Raw genomic sequence first — 16,466 nt, forward strand, 5'->3', positions numbered from 1 at the left:
CCGTGTCCGGTTCCGTCATACCCGCCGCCTCGGCCCAATGCCCGGACGTGCAAGTGGTCTTCGCCCGCGGCACCGGCGAAGCCCCGGGCGTGGGACCCACCGGACAAGCCTTCGTCGACGGGCTACGCCAACGCGTCGGCGACCGCTCCTTCGACGTCTACCCGGTCAACTACCCCGCCACCGACCAGTGGGACACCGGCCTCGACGGCATCAGGGACGCCGGCACCCACGTGGTCTCGATGGCCCAGGACTGCCCCAACACCAAAATGGTCCTCGGCGGCTACTCCCAGGGCGCGGCCATCATGGGCTTTGTCACCTCGGCCGCCGTCCCCGACGGCATCGACCCCGCCACCGTCCCCAAACCACTGGCCCCCGACGTCGCCAACCACGTCTCCTCGGTCGTGCTCTTCGGCATGCCCAACGTGCGGGCCATGAACTTCCTGGGCGAACCCCCGGTCGTCATCGGCCCCGCCTACCAGGACAAGACCCTCAAAGTCTGCGCCACCGAAGACCCCGTCTGCTCCGACGGCATGAACTTCGCCGCCCACGACACCTACGCCGACGACGGCTCCATCATCGCCAAAGGCGTCACCTTCGCCTCCAGCCACCTCGGCACGGGCGGGACCGGCGCGACGTCGGTCGCGTCGCCGCACGGCGGCTTCGGGGAATGAGCAGTGCTCGACGCCGAGCCGGCTAATCCCTGATGAACCCCTTGTTACGCATCAGGGCATCCGCCAAGAATCCATCGTGCGGAATTTCCGGTGCGCTCAACCACGTCGGATGGCGGCCGTAGTACACGTTGCCGATGGTCGGCTCCGCGACGAGATCGTCGATCAGCGTCTCGTCGGCCGTGATCGCGGTGACGACCAACGAATGCCGCAACGGCTCCATCCGCGCCCCGAAACCGCCATTCCGCGACCAGGCCGACACCCACACGCAGGGGAAGGGCAGCTCGAGGTTGAGCTTGTCCGGGTCGGGTTCGGCCATCAGATGCACGGCCGGGCACAGCGCGGCGTAGCCGTTGCCGAGGTCGGCGACCACCTGATCGGCGCCGAGCAGTGGGGTCGACCCGGCGGCCCTGGCCGCCAGAAACGTCGCCAGGGCGCGCGCCTTGTCGACGGGCTGCGCGGGCAGGATGGCCCGCTCGTCCTCGGTGGGCAGCGGCTCGATCGCCGCTAAGCTCTCGGCGATCGCGTGAGCCAGCGGCGTGGGGTCGCCCTCGTAGAGCACCGCCGTGGTGTTCACGCACGCCATCCCGCCGTGGTTGACGATCGAGTCGACGACGACGGCGAGATGGTCACGCCAATCCTGGTCGGCGGTGATCACGATCTTGGTGCGTCCCGGTCCGTTCACGATCACCGCGGGATCGGCGGCGTACTTGTCGACCACTTCCTGACCCCCGTACACCATGGCGAGGTCGGCCGACCGGATGATCTCGTCGGCGCCGGCATGGTCTGTGGGCAGATAAGCGGCGTCTTCGGTGCGGAACCCCGCCTGGCGCAGCGCGCACACCAGCCGATGAGCCGTCAGCGGTTCGCGCCGCGACGGGCGCAGCGCGACCCGGTAGCCCAGCGCGAGCGCCTGGGGCCACAGTCCATGTACGCCGGGGCCGTTTCCGGCCGCGTGTACGGCGAACACCTCCCCGCGCCGCACCCACAGCGCACCACCCGAGCGGGTGCGCTCCTCGCGCCAATCCAGCGCCGCCCCCACCGGCTGGGCCGGCCGCACGGCATCGAACGCGCCGCCGACCCCGTCGGCCACGCCACGCGCCGCGGCGCGGGTGATCGCGATCGGCAGCCCCGAAATCCGGCTCGCCAGAGCGACATAGGCCTCGAAATCCAGGCCGGCGATCACGCCGTTGGCAAAGATGCCGGCGGCCCGTGACAGCGCCGCCGCCCGGTGGCCAACCGGGAGCGGTGCGACCTTGCGCTGAGCGCCCAGCGTACGCGAAACATACAGTGGCGGAACCATACTCAACTCCGCAACCGCGACACCGGCGGTGGTGGTGATGACCTCGCGATTGCGGGTCCGATATTCTCCGTCCGCGCCGAGCGCATCGAGGGCTACCAAACCTGTTGCAGTGCTGATGTTTTCTCGCATAACTCAGTACACGCCTTCGATGACGGTCTCGCCCTCGAATGTGGCCACCGGCCGCACCTCGCTGATCGAGTCGCTGAGTTCGCCCGCCGGTCCAGGCATCCTGATCGCCAGGTCGCGCTCCACATTGTTCGGGATGAACATGCCCTTGCTGATGTGGTTCATCACCACCTGACCCTGCTGCCCGTACGGCACCCGTTCCCCGGTGTCGGGGTCGATCACCCAGAACACGACGTAGGGGGTGCGCGGGTCGAAGACGAATGCGTCTCCGTCGACGGTTCGGGTGACTGCCTGCGACAGCACCATGGTGCTGCCGAACGCCATGGTGATGGTCGTCGCCGGGAAGATGCCGCGCAACAGATCGAGCGTGTCGGCATCCACGTGTGCGCCGCTGAGCAGCAGGTAGCGGATCTTGTCATTGACCATGTCGACTACTCGATCGTCGCGCGCGATCGCCTCCAGCAGCGGCGGAGTGGCGTGCAGGTTCGCCACATTCTGTGTCCGCAGGACGAAGACGGCCTGCTCGACGACGTGGTCGACGTAGGCCGCCACTTCCGAAGCAGCTGCGCGGGCGGCAATCCTTTTGACCCAGCGGGGATCGATGTCGATCGCGTGGAAGACCGCGCCGAGCCGCTGCGACACCAGCCGGGAGAAGTAGCCGACACCGTGTGGTCCGCTCGGCATCAGACAGAGGAAGCCCCGGCCCCGCTGAAAGCCTCCCGTGGCGAAGTCCTCGGTTTGCCATTCGACGACCTGCGCGATCCAATCTGGTAGCTGCACAGTGCGTTTCGGGGCGCCGGTGGTGCCGCCGGACTCGAAGATCTGCGGTACCGGTGGCGGCGCTCCGTAACCGCGCGGAATGAGATCTTCCACTGGGACACTGCGTAATTCGTTGACGAGGTTGGGAAACAACCGTAGATCGGCGAAGGTGTTGATGTCGGTCAACGGGTCGAAGTTCAGCGTCGGCGCGACCCGCAGCCAGAACTCGGAACCGGTGTCGTCGCCGAAGTGCCAGGCGATCGCCGCACGCAAATAGGCCTCGGAATCCGGGGCGGGTGCCACTCTTGGGACGTCCAACAATGAGAAATCGACATCGGCCACGTCTTCGATCCTGTCCCATCGACGACGGGTACGCCAAGGACCTCCGGCATCGGCACGCGTCGTCGTGTCGCCTTATTACCTTATTTCACAAGCAGTTCCATATCCGTGCACGCGATGTTCAACGCGACGCCAGTTCGCGAAAGTAGGCCAGCGTCAACCGGCTAACCGCCGAACATCGCGGTGATCGTCTCGTTGAACCGGGGATAAATGTCGTCGTAGGTGCCATCACGTTCGGCGAACCGGAACATCTTGACGCGCTCGACCACGATCTCGTTGGCCTGTGGCTGCGTCTGCAACAGCGCCATCGTCTCGGTGATGTACTCCTCGAGTGGCATCGCCCGGGGGTCGAATCCCCGCTCACCCTGCAGCGCGGTACGCACATGCGGCGGAATGATCTCGATGACCTGCACCGAGGTGTCGCGCAGCTGGAAGCGCAGCGATTCGGTGTAGGAGTGCAGCGCCGCCTTGGAGGCGCAGTAGGTCGGGGTGAGCGCGCTGGGCATGAACGCCAGACCGGACGTGACGTTGAGGATCGTGGCGCGCGGCTTGCGCAGCAGTGCCGGCAGCAAGGCCGAGGTCAGCCGCATGGGACCCAGCAGGTTGATGGCAACGGACTGCTCGGCCAGGCCGACATTGCCGCTGGTGAGGTCCTCGACCCGCTGGATGCCGGCGTTGTTGACCAGCACATTGAGGTCCGGGTAGTGGTCGGTCACCTGGGTGGCGAATCGCCGGATGTCGGCGGCATCGCCTTGATCGAGCGACAGGGTCTGCATGCCCGGGTTGGCCTCCGCGACAGCCTGTAGCCGGTCGCTGCGCCGGGCGGCGATGATCACCTGGTTGCCCAACCGGTGGAAAGACTCGGCCAGACCGCGGCCGATTCCGCTGCCACCGCCGGTGACCAGAACGGTATTGCCCGTCATCTGCATCGCGGTTCTCCTTCGGGTCTGACTGCGGTCGGCTCGCGCGACCGGTCTACTCGACCGACGTTGCGGAATGCCCCATTGCGAAGCAGGCTAACCACGATGCCCTATATGCCCGCGCGGTGTCACTGCCGGCGCTGCGCGCAGGACGAGCCCCCGGAGATCTGACTACACGGTGGCGCGGTTGTGCAGCCTGCGCGGGTCGACGCCCGCGCGGGCCCACGCCTCGGCGGCCCAGGGGGTGTAGAGCGCCTTGACGGGTAGCCGGTTGATCAGCGGATTGAGCGCCCGCATCACCGCTGCGAGCCGCTGGAATCGCTTCTCCCTCTTGGCATCCCACTGCAGCTGGCACACCTCGCGCATCTGCGGCGGCAGCGTCCCGACGACGACCAGACGGGTGTAGGCGTTCAGCGGCGCCGACGCCACGTCCCAGATCGGCTTGGGCATCCAGCGCGGGCCCGGGATGCCCTTGCGGATATAGCCGGTGCCGTATAGCACGGTCTTGTGCGGGACGAACCGGTCGAGCATCTCGTCCCAGTAAGCCACGAAGTCGTCGTAGGTCTGCGGCTGCGCGCGGTCGCTGACGCCGTAGAGGCTGTACCAGACCTTGCCCTCGTTGAAGATCTGCTCCTTCTCGGCGTGCGACAGCCGGCGGATGAACGTGTCGGCGTTGTAGATGACCTGGTCGACGAAGGTGGCGTGCGCCCAGTAGAACAGCTCCGGGTTCAGCGCGTGATACCTCGAGCCGTCGCTGATGGTGCCCTTGATCGTCTTGTGGAAGTCGCGCACCTTTCGGCCCCATTCGTGCGGGTCGTCGGAGTAGACGGTCTTCATCAGGGGAGGCGCGGTCCGCTTGGCCCGGCCCAACGTGTCGCTGAAGACCACGGAGTGATCCAGCACGCCCTGCGCCAGCTGCTCGATGCAGTTCTCGACCCCGGCGGTGCGCTGGAATCCGAAGAGTTGGGTCCGGTTGTCTCCGTAGAACTTCCAGATCAACGATTCGGGCCCCAGTCGCGGTGAGGCGTCGTCCCCGGCCGACCAGTCTGCCCCGTCAGTCGGCATGGGTACCGCTTCGCGAACGCCGCTGTCGAAACGCGTTCCCGCGCTCACCCCGGCGAGCCGGTCATTCTGGGCGGTCATGCCCACCTCCTCATGGCACGCGCGGTGCCTCGACCCCGACGAAGCATTGTGAACCAGTGATACAAACTCGTATCCTTGTTCCAAAGCCTAGCAACCGCCCGACGGCATCGCACATCGCCGGTCAGGCCGCGCCCGCTTTCACGCCACCGAAAAGCCGGCCAAGAGTCGTGCCGGGGAGTTGATACGATGCCGCCAATCATGCAGTCCGAACCGGGCGCTGCCAGTGCCGAGGCGCTCACCGATCTCGATCGCACCATCCTGGACGCCGCGCGCGGCGTGTTCGAGACCTACGGCGTGCGTCGCGCCAATATCGACGACGTCGCCGCCCGCGCCGGGGTCAGCCGCAGCACCATCTACCGCCGCTTTCCGACCAAGGAGAAGCTGTTCGGACACGTGGTGCGGCGCGAGGCCGAACTCTTCTTCAGCACGCTGGATCAGGCCACGGCCGGGTGTAATCCGCACGAGGCGGTGATCGAGGCATTCGCGCTCGGGGTGCGCCTGGTGCAGGACTCGCCGCTGTATTCGCGGATCGCCGACAGCGAACCCGAGTTGTTCGGCATGTTTTCCCGGTCGCAGGTGTTCCCGATTCGCCAGTTCGCCGACGGGATCGCCCACACCCTGCGGCGCTGCGGCGCCGGCATGACCGACGCCGACCTGGACAACATCGCCGACATCCTGCTTCGCGTCGCCCTCGGCATCATCGTCTTTCCCACCGACCGACTCGACACCTCGGACCCGGCGGCGGTCCGCGAGTACGCCGCCCGCTACCTCGTCCCGGTCATCAACCGCTAGCCGAGCCCCAGAACGGGCATCGAATAATCGTCGTCCACGCTGCACGCCACCGTCACCGGATCGCGGCACCGCTTCGGTGGCCGCGGCGTAGGCTGCCCAAGGGGGACTCACCGGAGCCGCTTCGCGGCTTGCCTTTCGATTTCTGCGTCCAGCCCGGCATTTCCTCGAAGGAGCAGGCATGACCGACGTGCACATCTCGCTGCCTCCCGCGCTCCGGCGAGCGCTGGATCTGCTCATCGATCCGCCGGCCGACCCCGACGTGAGCCAGGGTTATCTCGACCTGCTCGGTGCCGGTTCGGCCGGCGACGACACCGTCGGGAAAAACACCGGCCCCATCCAGGCCGCATGGGCGTCGCCGATCGGGTCGATGCTCTACGACAACGCTCAGGCCTTGTCTCGCCGGTGGATCGGCGCCTGGCAACTGCCGCTCGAGTGGTTGAACATCCCGCAGGGCGGTGTCGCGCTGGACGTCGGCTCGGGCCCGGGCAACGTCACCGCGTCACTGGCGCGTGCCGCCGGTCCGGACGGGCTGGCGCTCGGCGTCGATATCTCCGAGCCGATGCTGGCTCGCGCCGTTCGTAATGAGGCCGGGCCGCAGGTCGGCTTCATCAAGGCCGATGCACAGCGACTTCCACTGCGCGACAACGTCTTCGACGTGGCAGTGTCGACCGCCGTGCTGCAATTGGTTCCGGACCCGAAAGCCGCGCTCACCGAGATCGCGCGGGTGCTGCGGCCCGGCGGCCGGCTGGCCGTCATGGTCCCGACGGCCGGGCGGCTGGCACGCTATTGGCAGATGCTGCCGAATGTCGGGGCGCATGCGTTCGCCGACGACGAGATCGGTGACATCTTGGAAGACAACGGATTTACCAGCGTGCGGGTCAAGAACTTCGGCACGTTCCAGTGGGTGCGCGCCAAGTTGGGCTGATTTTCAGGGCGACGCGCCGCCGGCCCCTATTCCGCGCTCTGCGCCAGCGTGGCGAGCCGGTCCATCGACTCCCGCAGCATGTCCGGCGTCGTCGCACGGGCGCGCTCGAGGCGCGTGGCATCCGTCAGTGCCGTCCAGTCGTAGGTGTGGGTCACCGTGGTGAGTTCGGCGTTCACCGGGCTGAGCTCCCAGCGCCAGAGGTGGCCGGCGGGCTGCTTTCCGGGCTCGGCCGGGCGCCAGGCGATTGTGCTGCCCTCCACGAATTCGGTGACGTGGTTCTCCCGCACCGCACCGTTGGTCAGCGTCGTCTTGAACACGTCGCCCACCTGCCGCACACGCTGGCCGGCACCGGACGACGCCAGGTTGTCGTTGCCGTCCCAGCTCGGCTGGCGGGCCGGGTCGGCGATCAATTCGAAAATGCGGGCGGCATTGGCCGACATCACGCGGGTGGCGCTCACGATGCCTTCGAGTTCCATATCGGACATACCGCTATCCAAACACGCCGGGCCCGGTTGCGGTGCGCCGATAGTAGGGCGGCACCAGCCGGTGCTCTGCCCGACCGGACCGTCAACAGCGTTCGATGCCCCTGGACATCAGACGCGGACCGGCCGGCGCTCGGCGCCGCTTGCTGCCGAGCACCGCATACAGCGCGTCGCAGGCGCGCGCCCGCAGCGGCGCAACCACGTCGAGGTTGGCGGAGCCCTGGCTGACCCAGGACGGAAGTTCGGCCACAGTTTGGTCCTTTGTTCGTTCGGCCATGCACCGATTGATTTCATTGCACCACAGCTGTTTTGCGGGGACGCCGCGCTGAGGTGAACGTCACGAAAATGCGCGCTGTGGGATAACACACATTCGCGGTGCGACCAAACCCACGCAACAGCCCGGTTTTACTGAAAGCCCCTAAACCGGCGCCGGTACCGGGCAATCGGTGGGCCGGCACTGCGGTGCCACTGTCGACGAATACCACTCTGCCACAAGGGAAATCGGCGACATCCGACAGCATGAAGCACATTCACTCGGCCATCTGACCGGTGTCACCGAAACCGCCGAGAGGCACCGGGCCGGCCGGTACACCATGAAATGCATTCACAAAACGATAAATCATCTACAGGCCCGTCCGCCCTATGACGCAAGGACGCCTGGCGACGGTAATGCGATAGCTAAGCCCGATAATCTCCAAAGCCCTTGCTAGAGAGTCTCGACCGCATATCAGCGACATGGCTACGTGCTGCGGGACGCGAGCTTCATTGCGAAACTGCGGTGAAGGCGTCCACCCCTGCCGCGCTTGGTTGCTCAGACAGCGTCGTGGCCGTGATCTAGAACGCATGAGGCATGCAGCGCATACCCGCTGCCAATCTTTAGGCGACATCGATTGTCGGCTCGGCCTTCCCAGTTCCCTTCACCCTTTCGAGATTTCGCTGACGAAACCCACTTCCGTCCGGAAGGGCAACAGAACCTCGAAAGCAACTCAAACGGCGACATGACCATAGCCTCAGGCCGAGATAATTGTCAGAATCACCTTAGTTACATACCCAATTGACGATACGCCCACCGCTGAGCTTGTTGATGGCGTCCTCTTCCGCCTGCGTGCGCGTCCCGCCGGTTCCACCTAGGTAAGTCGTGCCGTCATAGGCGACGGCACCGCACCCGTGAAAGCTGACGATTAGTTTGCAATCCTTAGCTCCGCACTGGTCCAACGCAACTTGGTTCGCCTTTTCCTGAGTTCCGTATCCCCGGGTTCTACCCCACGCGCCGCTCGGGGCATAAGCCATAGCGCCATAGCGGATCACCGGGGGGACGGGCCCTTCGGGTATCACAGCCGTCTCGGACATCAGGGTATTGGCGTCTACCCCTGGAATGAACGGAAGCGCCACAATCATCAACCCCGCGGTAGCCCCCACAGTGGCCACCGCAAGCCCGATCCGATGTCGCCGCTTTATCATCATCTCGAGGTTCCTTTCCAGGCTTAGAAAGGGAGTAGACCGCGTTGGTTAGGTCCGAAGGAAGGACGTACCGACGACTGCTGTCGAAGGCTCAACCGGCCGTGGATAATTCCCGTTCATTTGTCTATTTTCGTGGCGCTACGGGCGTCTGCACTGGGGTGGGAACCGTTTGCTGAGGACCGAACGATTCCTCCGGTTTCATTCCGCCAGAGCCCATCTTTCCGTGGTCCATCATCGGGCAGGAAGTCTGAGGTTGGCCGGAAGGCGGTTGTCCACCATAGGGACTGTGTGTAGCGCGGCCGAGAAAGAATCCCGAGAAAAAGATCAGGGAAACGACGAATACAACGCCAGCAACGATGCCGACCACGGTCAAGAGAAGATCTAGCCGATCAGTCCGGCCAGAGCGACTGTCGCCTCGGCCGGATTCTGCCGGGCTGATCGATTCAGTGGATTCTGGTTCGTGCGTCATGATGGGAATCATCTCACGTATACCCAGCGGGGGTAGGGTCTAACGTCCCTAATGCTTAGCCGTTCGTGGACGGCGGCGTAGCGCAGGCAGCACGGATGACGCTCAGGTAGTGCAGTCCAGGACCTGGGCCTACCGTAGGCCGGCCGTCAGTGTCGACAAGTCAACAACGTTGTGGCTCATGCCAGTTGCAGCGGTGCCGGTTGAAACTTCAGCGGTGGCCGACTCGTGGCAATTGTCAAGACGTGATCAAGCGCCTCGTGCTGAAGTGTGTCGGCGCTGCGAAGACGCGTGCCGGCAGCTAGTGAAGTCACTGGGCTGAGAGCGCCACGTATACGGTGGGCCCGCCGACGGCATTGGCGGGTCCACCGCGTCGAAGGCATCGGTGTCAACGGAGAAGCCGCTGCAGCGCTTCACCGCTCAAGATGCTGACCCGAGTACCGCAAAGAAGTGCCGCAGCCTCTCGGATCGCGTGGCCACCGTGTCGAGTTGTTAGCGCCCGATCGCGCGGCTGAACGCAGGATGCGCCGTGAGCTAGATCCGAAATAGGGTGGCCAGGAACAGGATTGCCATGCCGGAGGCCATCATGGCCTGGCCGACGTTTCCCAGCGACCTCAGCCGGGCTGGGTGGTGCCGTCGCTCGATGACGCATCTGCACGTCCAGAAGATCGCTGCGATTGCGAATGTGGCGGTACCCAACCAGTTCACTGCGCCAAACCATGCCGGCGATCCGCCGCTTGTCGCCATGGTCGCGCCAGCCATGTCCATGTCGGGCATCGTGGTGACCGGCGTGGTGCTGGACCGGACGGGAAGCAGCGGGCCGTCCATGCTGGCATACATCCAGGCGGTTGCCAGCATCATCAACCCGTGATAGGCGTACAACATTCGCCCGGCTGTCGTCCGCGCCGCGATGACGGCCATCGCGATGTACCACGTGGTTGCCAGCAGGAAAAACACGACAGCTGCCGTCGCCGGCAGCTGGGTGCTCCACGGCCAGGCCATCGCCGCCATCGCCACTGACATGGCGATGTGCAACCCATGGCTGACCACCACCGTCCACCGCTGCCGTCGGATGACTATCGGGACAACACATTCGGCAGCCGTCAGCGCGAACAGACCGGTGACTACCCAGCGAAGCATCACGTCGTGGATCATGCGAAGCCAGAATCGGGTCGGCAGAAGTCATGCGGTGCAACATCGCTGGCGGGATCGGTCCACGTCATGCGTCGCGGCCGAAGCCCCGTAGCCGCAGCGAGTTTGTGACCACGCTGACCGAGGACAGTCCCATCGCCGCGCCCGCGATGACGGGGTTCAGCAACCCGAAGGCGGCCAGCGGGATGGCGGCGGTGTTGTAGCCGAAGGCCCAGCCCAGGTTTTGGTGGATGGTGCGCAGAGTCTGGCGCGAGAGCTGAATTGAGCGCACGACACCGTCGAGCCGGCCGGACATCAGCGTGATATCGGAAGCCTCGATGGCCACGTCGGTTCCGCTGCCGACCGCGATGCCCAGATCCGCCTGGACAAGGGCGGGCGCGTCGTTGACGCCGTCGCCGACCATGGCGACCGATCTGCCCTCGTCTTGGAGCCGGCGGATCTCGTTGACCTTGTCTTCGGGTAACACCTCGGCCAGCACGCGGTCGATGCCAACCTGATCGGCGATCGCGGCAGCGGTGCGGGCGTTGTCACCGGTGATCATGGCGACCTGCAACCCTAGCTCGCGCAGGTGGCGGACCACGTCGGCGGCGTCGTCTTTGATCGTGTCAGCCACTGCGAGTACGCCGACCACGCGGTCCTCGCGCCCGACGAATACCGCAGTGCGCCCTTGCTTTTCGAGCTCGGTGGCCGCAGCCGCAAGATAGTCGGGAAGACGAAGGTCGTTTTCGTCGATGAGCTTGCGCCGCCCGACCAGTACCGCCTGGCCGTCGACTTCGGCGCGTACGCCGTGGCCGGCCAGGTTGGTGAACGCTGCCACGGCCGGAATCTGCAGGTCCCGCTCGCGGGCGCCGGCGACGATGGCGGCGCCGATGGGATGCTCGGAACCGGACTCGACGGCGGCGGCGAGCTGGAGCACCCGATCGCTCTTGTGCCGCTTGTCGGCGATGACATCGGTGAGTTGCATCTGGCCGCGGGTTAGGGTGCCGGTCTTGTCGAACACCACGGTGTCGATCTTTTTCGACGCTTCTAGGACCTCGCCGCCTTTGACCAGGATCCCCATTTCGGCGCCGCGGCCGGTACCGGCGATGATCGCCGTCGGCGTGGCCAAGCCAAGTGCACACGGGCAGGCGATGATCAGCACCGAGATCGCCGCGGTCATCCCGGCGATGGGGTTGGCCGCCAGCAGCGTCCACCCGGCGAAGGTCAGGACGGCGACGCCCAGGACGGCGGGCACGAACACCGCCGAGACCCGGTCGGCCAGCCGCTGCACCGGGGCCTTGCCGCCCTGGGCCTGCTCGACCAGGCGCACGATCCGGGCCAGAGCGGTGTCGGCGCCCACGGCGGTGGCGCGCACCGTCAGTCGCCCGTCGATGTTGACGGTGGCCCCAGCAACCCGGTCGCCCACCGTCTTTTCTACCGGGACTGATTCGCCGGTGAGCATCGACTCGTCGACGGCGGCGCGTCCATCGATGATCTCCCCGTCGACGGGGATCTTCTCGCCGGGCCGCACCAGCAGCAGGTCTCCGACTTGCACCTGCTCGACCGGTACGAGGATTTCCTGGCCGTCGACGAGCAGGCAGGCTTCCTTGGCGCCCATCTCGAGCAGCGTGCTGATCGCCTCGCGGGTCTTTCCGGTGGCCCGGGCCTCGAAATAGCGGCCCAACACCACGAGTGCGATGATCAACGCCGCGGTATCGAAGAACAGCGGTCCCCCAACGAAGAGCTGGAAGGTGGAGTAGACGAACGCGGTCAGCGTGCCCAGCGCGATCAGCGTGTCCATGCCCGCAGACCCCGCCCGGGCCTGCTGCACGGCCCCCACCAGGAACGGCCATCCGGCCACGAACTGCACCGGAACCGTCACGGCAAACGCCAACCACCCCGCCCAGGCGCCACCCAACAACATCGGCGCCGCCATCGACACCAGCCCCAACGGCAAAGCGAGCCACACCCGCCGCAACCATTTGCGCTGTTCGCTCTTGGCGTCGGCGACCGGCGTCCCATGACACGACGGCGCCGGCTGATCACCACTACCCCCGTCGGTCGCCTCGGCGATGTCGGGCGAGAGGCCGAGCAAGCGCAGGATTCCGCCGGTAATCCTGGCCACCACACGGGTTTCGCCCACACTCACCGAGTACGGGGCGCGGTTGGGTACCAACTCGGCACGGATGTGCCGGGCCTCAGCGATCGCCGACACAACGGCAGCGGTATCGCAATCCTCGGGCAAATACCAGATCACCACCGACCCCGACCGGGGATAGGCCTGCGCGGCTCGCACCCCAGCCACCCTGGCGACCGTATCCTCGATCGCGACCGCCCGCACCGAGTCCATCTCAAACCCCTTGGCACACACCCGCATCCGGCCGCCACCCTGGGAGACAACTTTCAGCGTGACGCCGGCATCAGCGGTCGTTGGGGTTTCAGTGGCAAGCATCGCCAGCCTCGTGACTCGCGCTCGCGTCCACGACCGTCGGCGCGGGAACTCGTTCCCCGAGTCGATCGGCCGCCTCGGCGAGCACGTCGGCCACGGCCAGGCGAGCCCGCTCGGCGCCCTCCTTGGTCTTGCGCACGGTGGCCCGGGTGGCCTGCAAACCCACAGCGGTAGTGCTCACCGTCACCTTGCGCCACGGAGCCTTCGCCAATGCTTCATACGCCGCGACCCCCACCACACCGGTCACCACGGTGGGCACCGCCTTCGCCAAAAGTCCCTGCCATGCCATCTTGAACGCTTCCTTTTGTTTGGTTGAACTCGCACTGATTGCGGATGGTTACAGTGATGGCCGCCAAGTCATTTCACGCCGCCCACCGACAACGGCTGGGCATCCGCGGATTCGCCGACAGCGGCACCGCTGAGCTGGGCCGCCGGACCAGTCAGCGCCGGCGTGAACTTGACCGCGTCAATCAGCTCGTCAATCGCCGCGGGCCCGCGGCCTTGCAGCACCGCCGCCGAAAAGCATGTTTCCAAGTGGTTGTGCAACATCACCCGGTTGGCCCGCTCCAGCGAGGACTGAACCGCGGAGATCTGCTTCATGACGTCCACGCAGTAGGCGTCGGATTCCATCATCCGAATGATCCCGTCGAGGTGACCTCGAACCGTTTTCAGCCGGTTGAGCGCCGCACGTTTTTTTTGCGTCAACTGCACTTCGCCCATCCGTAACTCCTTGACCTGTCGCTGTACCAACGTCCACCCTACTCCACCCCACCCGGGGTGGGGTGGCAGCTACAGCAGCGTAGCGAACATCACGGCTGTGCCCGCGGCGGCGCATACGTGATGCAGCTGCTCGAGGTGCGCGAGCTGCCCGCTACGTGGCCCTCTGTTCCTTCGGCGCCTGGCCAGGTACTGGCATGCCCAATACAGGGCCACGGCTGCAAAGCCGAGGGTGGCAAGCCAGTTCACCGCGGCGATCCAGCCGTCTGCGAATCCAGCCGCGGGCCTGTGGTGTGCCGAGGCCATGTCGTTCTCGGACATGTTCATGGCCAGCGCGGCCGATCGCGGATCTTCGGAGGGGCGACTGATGCGGCCCCTCAGGCTGACGTTCATCACCGCGAACATCCATGCCATGGCGGCCATCATCACCGCGTAATAGCCGTTGGTCAGTCGCTCACCAGTCGTCATCGACGTGCGGCCCGCGCCACGGGCAAACCACAGGCAGGCCAACAGGAAAAAGGTGATGGCGGCCGCTGTCGGCAGGTTCATTCCGGCGTCCCAGGCCATCGCGATCATTGCCGCCGACATCGCGAGGTGGAGTAGGTGACTGACCGTGTCGGGCCATCGGCGATAGTGGGCGACAACGACATACAGATAGGCTGCGATGCTGGCGGCGAAAAATATGGTGATAATCCATCGCAGCGCGAGCTCGCTCATCGGGCGACCCGACATCGCGACAATGCCGCGCGCCGCGTGGCCGCCGGCCGACCGCGCGTGTGCATAGCATCAGGGCGCCAGAACGCTGCACGCCCGCGCGGGATGGGGCGTAGTGAGTCCGTCACCATCTACCTTTCGGTTCCTCGATTTCTCGACGCCTGATACCGCGCCTAGCGTCAGCGGAGGGCTGTGCCGTTCAGGGCTCGTCGGCAGGACCGGACCACCAGCAAGCGCCTCGGAGTCCGAGATATCTGAAAGTCGGCAGATCATCCACCGGTTGTGCCGGAAAATCCGTTATCTACCAGGAGGTTTCGGCGGCTGACGTGTGCTCATCAGACGAGCCAAGGCCCCGACCGGGACGTCGAGGCCTTGGCATTTAGGGTGCTCAGTCGTTACAGGTGCATCCGGAGTGGCCGCAACTGCAGCCAGCCGCTTGGGTGCAGGCGGAGTCGCCACAGGTACATCCGGTGGATTTGCAACAGCAGGTGTGGTTCTCGTTCATGCGGGCGACGGTACCCCGGTAGGGTATCTGCGTCAAGGGGCTGCCCCCGTCGGTGCGGGATCAGCCTCGAGATTGCCGGCCGAAAGTGATGATCAGGAGCGCACGAGCCTGGCGATAGCGGCGGAGGCCTCAGTCAACTTCATCTCCGCTTCGTCGCCTCCCTGCGTGATTGCTTCGGTCACGCAATGCTCAAGGTGGTCATCGAGGAGGTTCAACGCCACCGACCGCAACGCGCTACTGGCTGCGCTGATTTGGGTGAGGATATCGATACAGTATTTGTCGTCCTCGATCATCCTCGCGATGCCGCGAACCTGGCCCTCAACGCGGCGCAAGCGCTTGGCATAGCCGTCCTTATGCTCGACATACCCGCGTTTGGTTTGCACGTGACCTCCTAAACACCCCGTCATCAAGTCGTTCTCACGCATAGGGTCGGCCGCCAAAGACATTTGTCGTCGCACTGTACCCTGCGGGGGTACCTGGCGTCGATTTTCGCTGCGCGCAGCGACACGTGGCACCTGGCACGTGGCACACCTTGGCGCAGTTCTCATCTCCTTCATGGACAGCTCGGGAGTGCGTCTCGGCAACCGTAACTAAACGGGCATCGGTTTCCAGGCCGACATGCGGATGCGCCCAATAGGTGCCGGAGTCGGGGGACGAGCATCGGTAGAACGAAACCCACGCAACAGCCGGCTTTAGTGAAAGCCCCTGAATCGGCGCAGGTATCCGGGCAATCGGTGTGCCGGCACCGCCTTCGGCCAGTCGTCGGACCGGAAATAGGAGTCGGTGCCTCCGTCGACGAATATCACGCTGCCGCAGAGGAAATCGGCGGCATCCGACAGCATGAAGCACATCCACTCGGCCATGTGTCCGGGGTCGCCGAAACCGCCGACCGGGACCGGGAACGACCGAACGGCCCTGGCCTGCCGGGGATCCGACAACTGTTCGGCCAGAAGCGGTGTCATGATCGCACCCGGCGCCAGGGCGTTCAGGCGCACGCCCGACCCCGCCCATTCAGGCAACACCGCGTGTCGCCGCACCCAACGACTGACGGCGATTTTAGAGGCGCCGTACATCATGGTCGGCGCGGCCGGTCCGAACCACCGCACCGAGCGCAACGCCTTGCCTGCGTCATGCGCAAGCAGCGCCGTCACGGCTCGGCGCGGCACCGCGGGTATCGTCGTCGTCGAATTGCTGGCAACGACAACGACTTTGGCGCGTTCGGCGGCCACCAGCGCATCCCGCCAGGCGAGCAGCAGCTCAACGACCCCGAAATAGTTGACCTGGGCGATCTGGCGAACGCGATCCGGGGCGGGGCTGGGGCCCAGTCCGGCCGCCAGTACGGCACCGTCAAGCCTGCCGTCCGAGGCGGCCAGGACGCGCTGGGCGGCCTCGTTACGTCCGTGTGGTGTCGACAAATCGGCGACGATGTCGGCGTCCTTGATGTCGACACCGATCACGGTGTGCCCGCCGTCGCGGAGGCGCTGCGCGGTCTCGCGCCCCATCCCGGACGCCGATCCGGTGATCGCATAGGTTCCCATCGAGTCCTCCATTCCCAGGGCAGTATGC

17 protein-coding genes and 1 pseudogene are annotated in these 16,466 nt (G+C 65.6%); 3 read left to right on the forward strand and 15 right to left on the reverse strand.

From position 1 onward, the window contains the following. Positions 1 to 2: 2 nt before the first annotated feature. A complete protein-coding gene (locus EPN51_RS05145; protein ID WP_293038157.1) occupies positions 3 to 671 on the forward strand; it encodes a cutinase family protein in 669 nt (222 codons plus the stop codon). A gap of 22 nt (positions 672 to 693) precedes the next feature. Here EPN51_RS05145 and EPN51_RS05150 read toward each other — a convergent pair whose 3' ends face one another. The 4 genes from EPN51_RS05150 to EPN51_RS05165 all read right to left on the reverse strand — a co-directional run bounded on the left by EPN51_RS05150 (position 694) and on the right by EPN51_RS05165 (position 5,258). Beyond that, the gene (locus EPN51_RS05150; protein ID WP_293038403.1) at positions 694 to 2,070 is read right to left on the reverse strand and encodes an aldehyde dehydrogenase family protein; all 1,377 of its coding nucleotides are present in this window, start codon (positions 2,068 to 2,070) and stop codon (positions 694 to 696) included. 33 nt (positions 2,071 to 2,103) lie between these two features. Then, a complete protein-coding gene (locus EPN51_RS05155; RefSeq protein ID WP_293038162.1) occupies positions 2,104 to 3,198 on the reverse strand; it encodes a phenazine antibiotic biosynthesis protein in 1,095 nt (364 codons plus the stop codon). A 161-nt stretch (positions 3,199 to 3,359) separates the two neighbouring features. Continuing rightward, the gene (locus tag EPN51_RS05160) at positions 3,360 to 4,124 is read right to left on the reverse strand and encodes an SDR family NAD(P)-dependent oxidoreductase (RefSeq protein ID WP_293038165.1); all 765 of its coding nucleotides are present in this window, start codon (positions 4,122 to 4,124) and stop codon (positions 3,360 to 3,362) included. Positions 4,125 to 4,286: 162 nt separating this feature from the next. Continuing rightward, the gene (locus tag EPN51_RS05165; protein WP_293038168.1) at positions 4,287 to 5,258 is read right to left on the reverse strand and encodes an oxygenase MpaB family protein; all 972 of its coding nucleotides are present in this window, start codon (positions 5,256 to 5,258) and stop codon (positions 4,287 to 4,289) included. Positions 5,259 to 5,456: 198 nt separating this feature from the next. On the opposite strand from EPN51_RS05165, the gene EPN51_RS05170 reads away from it, so the two are divergent. Then, the gene (locus tag EPN51_RS05170; RefSeq protein WP_293038171.1) at positions 5,457 to 6,050 is read left to right on the forward strand and encodes a TetR/AcrR family transcriptional regulator; all 594 of its coding nucleotides are present in this window, start codon (positions 5,457 to 5,459) and stop codon (positions 6,048 to 6,050) included. A 178-nt stretch (positions 6,051 to 6,228) separates the two neighbouring features. Next, positions 6,229 to 6,975: a methyltransferase domain-containing protein gene (locus EPN51_RS05175; RefSeq protein WP_293038174.1), complete on the forward strand. Its 747-nt coding sequence runs from the start codon at positions 6,229 to 6,231 to the stop codon at positions 6,973 to 6,975. A gap of 26 nt (positions 6,976 to 7,001) precedes the next feature. Here EPN51_RS05175 and EPN51_RS05180 read toward each other — a convergent pair whose 3' ends face one another. The 11 genes and pseudogenes from EPN51_RS05180 to EPN51_RS05230 all read right to left on the reverse strand — a co-directional run bounded on the left by EPN51_RS05180 (position 7,002) and on the right by EPN51_RS05230 (position 16,438). Then, positions 7,002 to 7,460, reverse strand: a complete 459-nt coding sequence (locus EPN51_RS05180) for an SRPBCC family protein (protein WP_293038177.1) — start codon at positions 7,458 to 7,460, stop codon at positions 7,002 to 7,004. 82 nt (positions 7,461 to 7,542) lie between these two features. Then, positions 7,543 to 7,734: a hypothetical protein gene (locus EPN51_RS05185; RefSeq protein ID WP_293038180.1), complete on the reverse strand. Its 192-nt coding sequence runs from the start codon at positions 7,732 to 7,734 to the stop codon at positions 7,543 to 7,545. A 184-nt stretch (positions 7,735 to 7,918) separates the two neighbouring features. Continuing rightward, positions 7,919 to 8,047, reverse strand: a pseudogene (locus EPN51_RS05190) (NAD-dependent epimerase); the annotation flags it as partial. Between the two features lie 448 nt (positions 8,048 to 8,495). Beyond that, the gene (locus EPN51_RS28955) at positions 8,496 to 8,921 is read right to left on the reverse strand and encodes a DUF4189 domain-containing protein (RefSeq protein WP_366509383.1); all 426 of its coding nucleotides are present in this window, start codon (positions 8,919 to 8,921) and stop codon (positions 8,496 to 8,498) included. 997 nt (positions 8,922 to 9,918) lie between these two features. Then, positions 9,919 to 10,539, reverse strand: a complete 621-nt coding sequence (locus EPN51_RS05200) for a DUF5134 domain-containing protein (protein WP_293038183.1) — start codon at positions 10,537 to 10,539, stop codon at positions 9,919 to 9,921. 64 nt (positions 10,540 to 10,603) lie between these two features. Next, on the reverse strand, positions 10,604 to 12,892 hold the full coding sequence (locus EPN51_RS05205) for a copper-translocating P-type ATPase (RefSeq protein WP_293038409.1): 2,289 nt from the start codon (positions 12,890 to 12,892) through the stop codon (positions 10,604 to 10,606). 61 nt (positions 12,893 to 12,953) lie between these two features. Next, positions 12,954 to 13,253, reverse strand: coding sequence for a DUF1490 family protein (locus EPN51_RS05210; RefSeq protein WP_293038186.1), 300 nt, complete (start codon positions 13,251 to 13,253; stop codon positions 12,954 to 12,956). A 68-nt stretch (positions 13,254 to 13,321) separates the two neighbouring features. Beyond that, positions 13,322 to 13,684 carry a copper-sensing transcriptional repressor CsoR gene (csoR, locus tag EPN51_RS05215; RefSeq protein ID WP_293038189.1) on the reverse strand — a complete coding sequence of 121 codons (363 nt, stop codon included), beginning with the start codon at positions 13,682 to 13,684 and terminating at the stop codon, positions 13,322 to 13,324. Positions 13,685 to 13,753: 69 nt separating this feature from the next. Next, positions 13,754 to 14,398: a DUF5134 domain-containing protein gene (locus EPN51_RS05220; protein ID WP_293038192.1), complete on the reverse strand. Its 645-nt coding sequence runs from the start codon at positions 14,396 to 14,398 to the stop codon at positions 13,754 to 13,756. 594 nt (positions 14,399 to 14,992) lie between these two features. Continuing rightward, positions 14,993 to 15,283 carry a metal-sensitive transcriptional regulator gene (locus tag EPN51_RS05225; protein WP_293038195.1) on the reverse strand — a complete coding sequence of 97 codons (291 nt, stop codon included), beginning with the start codon at positions 15,281 to 15,283 and terminating at the stop codon, positions 14,993 to 14,995. 309 nt (positions 15,284 to 15,592) lie between these two features. Then, positions 15,593 to 16,438, reverse strand: coding sequence for an SDR family oxidoreductase (locus EPN51_RS05230; protein WP_293038412.1), 846 nt, complete (start codon positions 16,436 to 16,438; stop codon positions 15,593 to 15,595). Positions 16,439 to 16,466: the final 28 nt, after the last annotated feature.

It is taken from the genome of Mycobacterium sp. (assembly GCF_004298145.1).
Lineage (GTDB): Bacteria > Actinomycetota > Actinomycetes > Mycobacteriales > Mycobacteriaceae > Mycobacterium.

What these genes read in the sequence shown, in the direction of transcription:
- EPN51_RS05160 (WP_293038165.1), bottom strand. Translation starts at nt 4,124, where the DNA reads ATGCAGATGACGGGCAATACCGTTCTGGTCACCGGCGGTGGCAGCGGA.
- EPN51_RS05165 (WP_293038168.1), bottom strand. Translation starts at nt 5,258, where the DNA reads ATGACCGCCCAGAATGACCGGCTCGCCGGGGTGAGCGCGGGAACGCGT.
- EPN51_RS05170 (WP_293038171.1), top strand. Translation starts at nt 5,457, where the DNA reads ATGCAGTCCGAACCGGGCGCTGCCAGTGCCGAGGCGCTCACCGATCTC.
- EPN51_RS05175 (WP_293038174.1), top strand. Translation starts at nt 6,229, where the DNA reads ATGACCGACGTGCACATCTCGCTGCCTCCCGCGCTCCGGCGAGCGCTG.
- EPN51_RS05180 (WP_293038177.1), bottom strand. Translation starts at nt 7,460, where the DNA reads ATGTCCGATATGGAACTCGAAGGCATCGTGAGCGCCACCCGCGTGATG.
- EPN51_RS05185 (WP_293038180.1), bottom strand. Translation starts at nt 7,734, where the DNA reads ATGGCCGAACGAACAAAGGACCAAACTGTGGCCGAACTTCCGTCCTGG.
- EPN51_RS28955 (WP_366509383.1), bottom strand. Translation starts at nt 8,921, where the DNA reads ATGATGATAAAGCGGCGACATCGGATCGGGCTTGCGGTGGCCACTGTG.
- EPN51_RS05200 (WP_293038183.1), bottom strand. Translation starts at nt 10,539, where the DNA reads ATGATCCACGACGTGATGCTTCGCTGGGTAGTCACCGGTCTGTTCGCG.
- EPN51_RS05205 (WP_293038409.1), bottom strand. Translation starts at nt 12,892, where the DNA reads ATGCGGGTGTGTGCCAAGGGGTTTGAGATGGACTCGGTGCGGGCGGTC.
- EPN51_RS05210 (WP_293038186.1), bottom strand. Translation starts at nt 13,253, where the DNA reads ATGGCATGGCAGGGACTTTTGGCGAAGGCGGTGCCCACCGTGGTGACC.
- csoR (WP_293038189.1), bottom strand. Translation starts at nt 13,684, where the DNA reads ATGGGCGAAGTGCAGTTGACGCAAAAAAAACGTGCGGCGCTCAACCGG.
- EPN51_RS05220 (WP_293038192.1), bottom strand. Translation starts at nt 14,398, where the DNA reads ATGAGCGAGCTCGCGCTGCGATGGATTATCACCATATTTTTCGCCGCC.
- EPN51_RS05230 (WP_293038412.1), bottom strand. Translation starts at nt 16,438, where the DNA reads ATGGGAACCTATGCGATCACCGGATCGGCGTCCGGGATGGGGCGCGAG.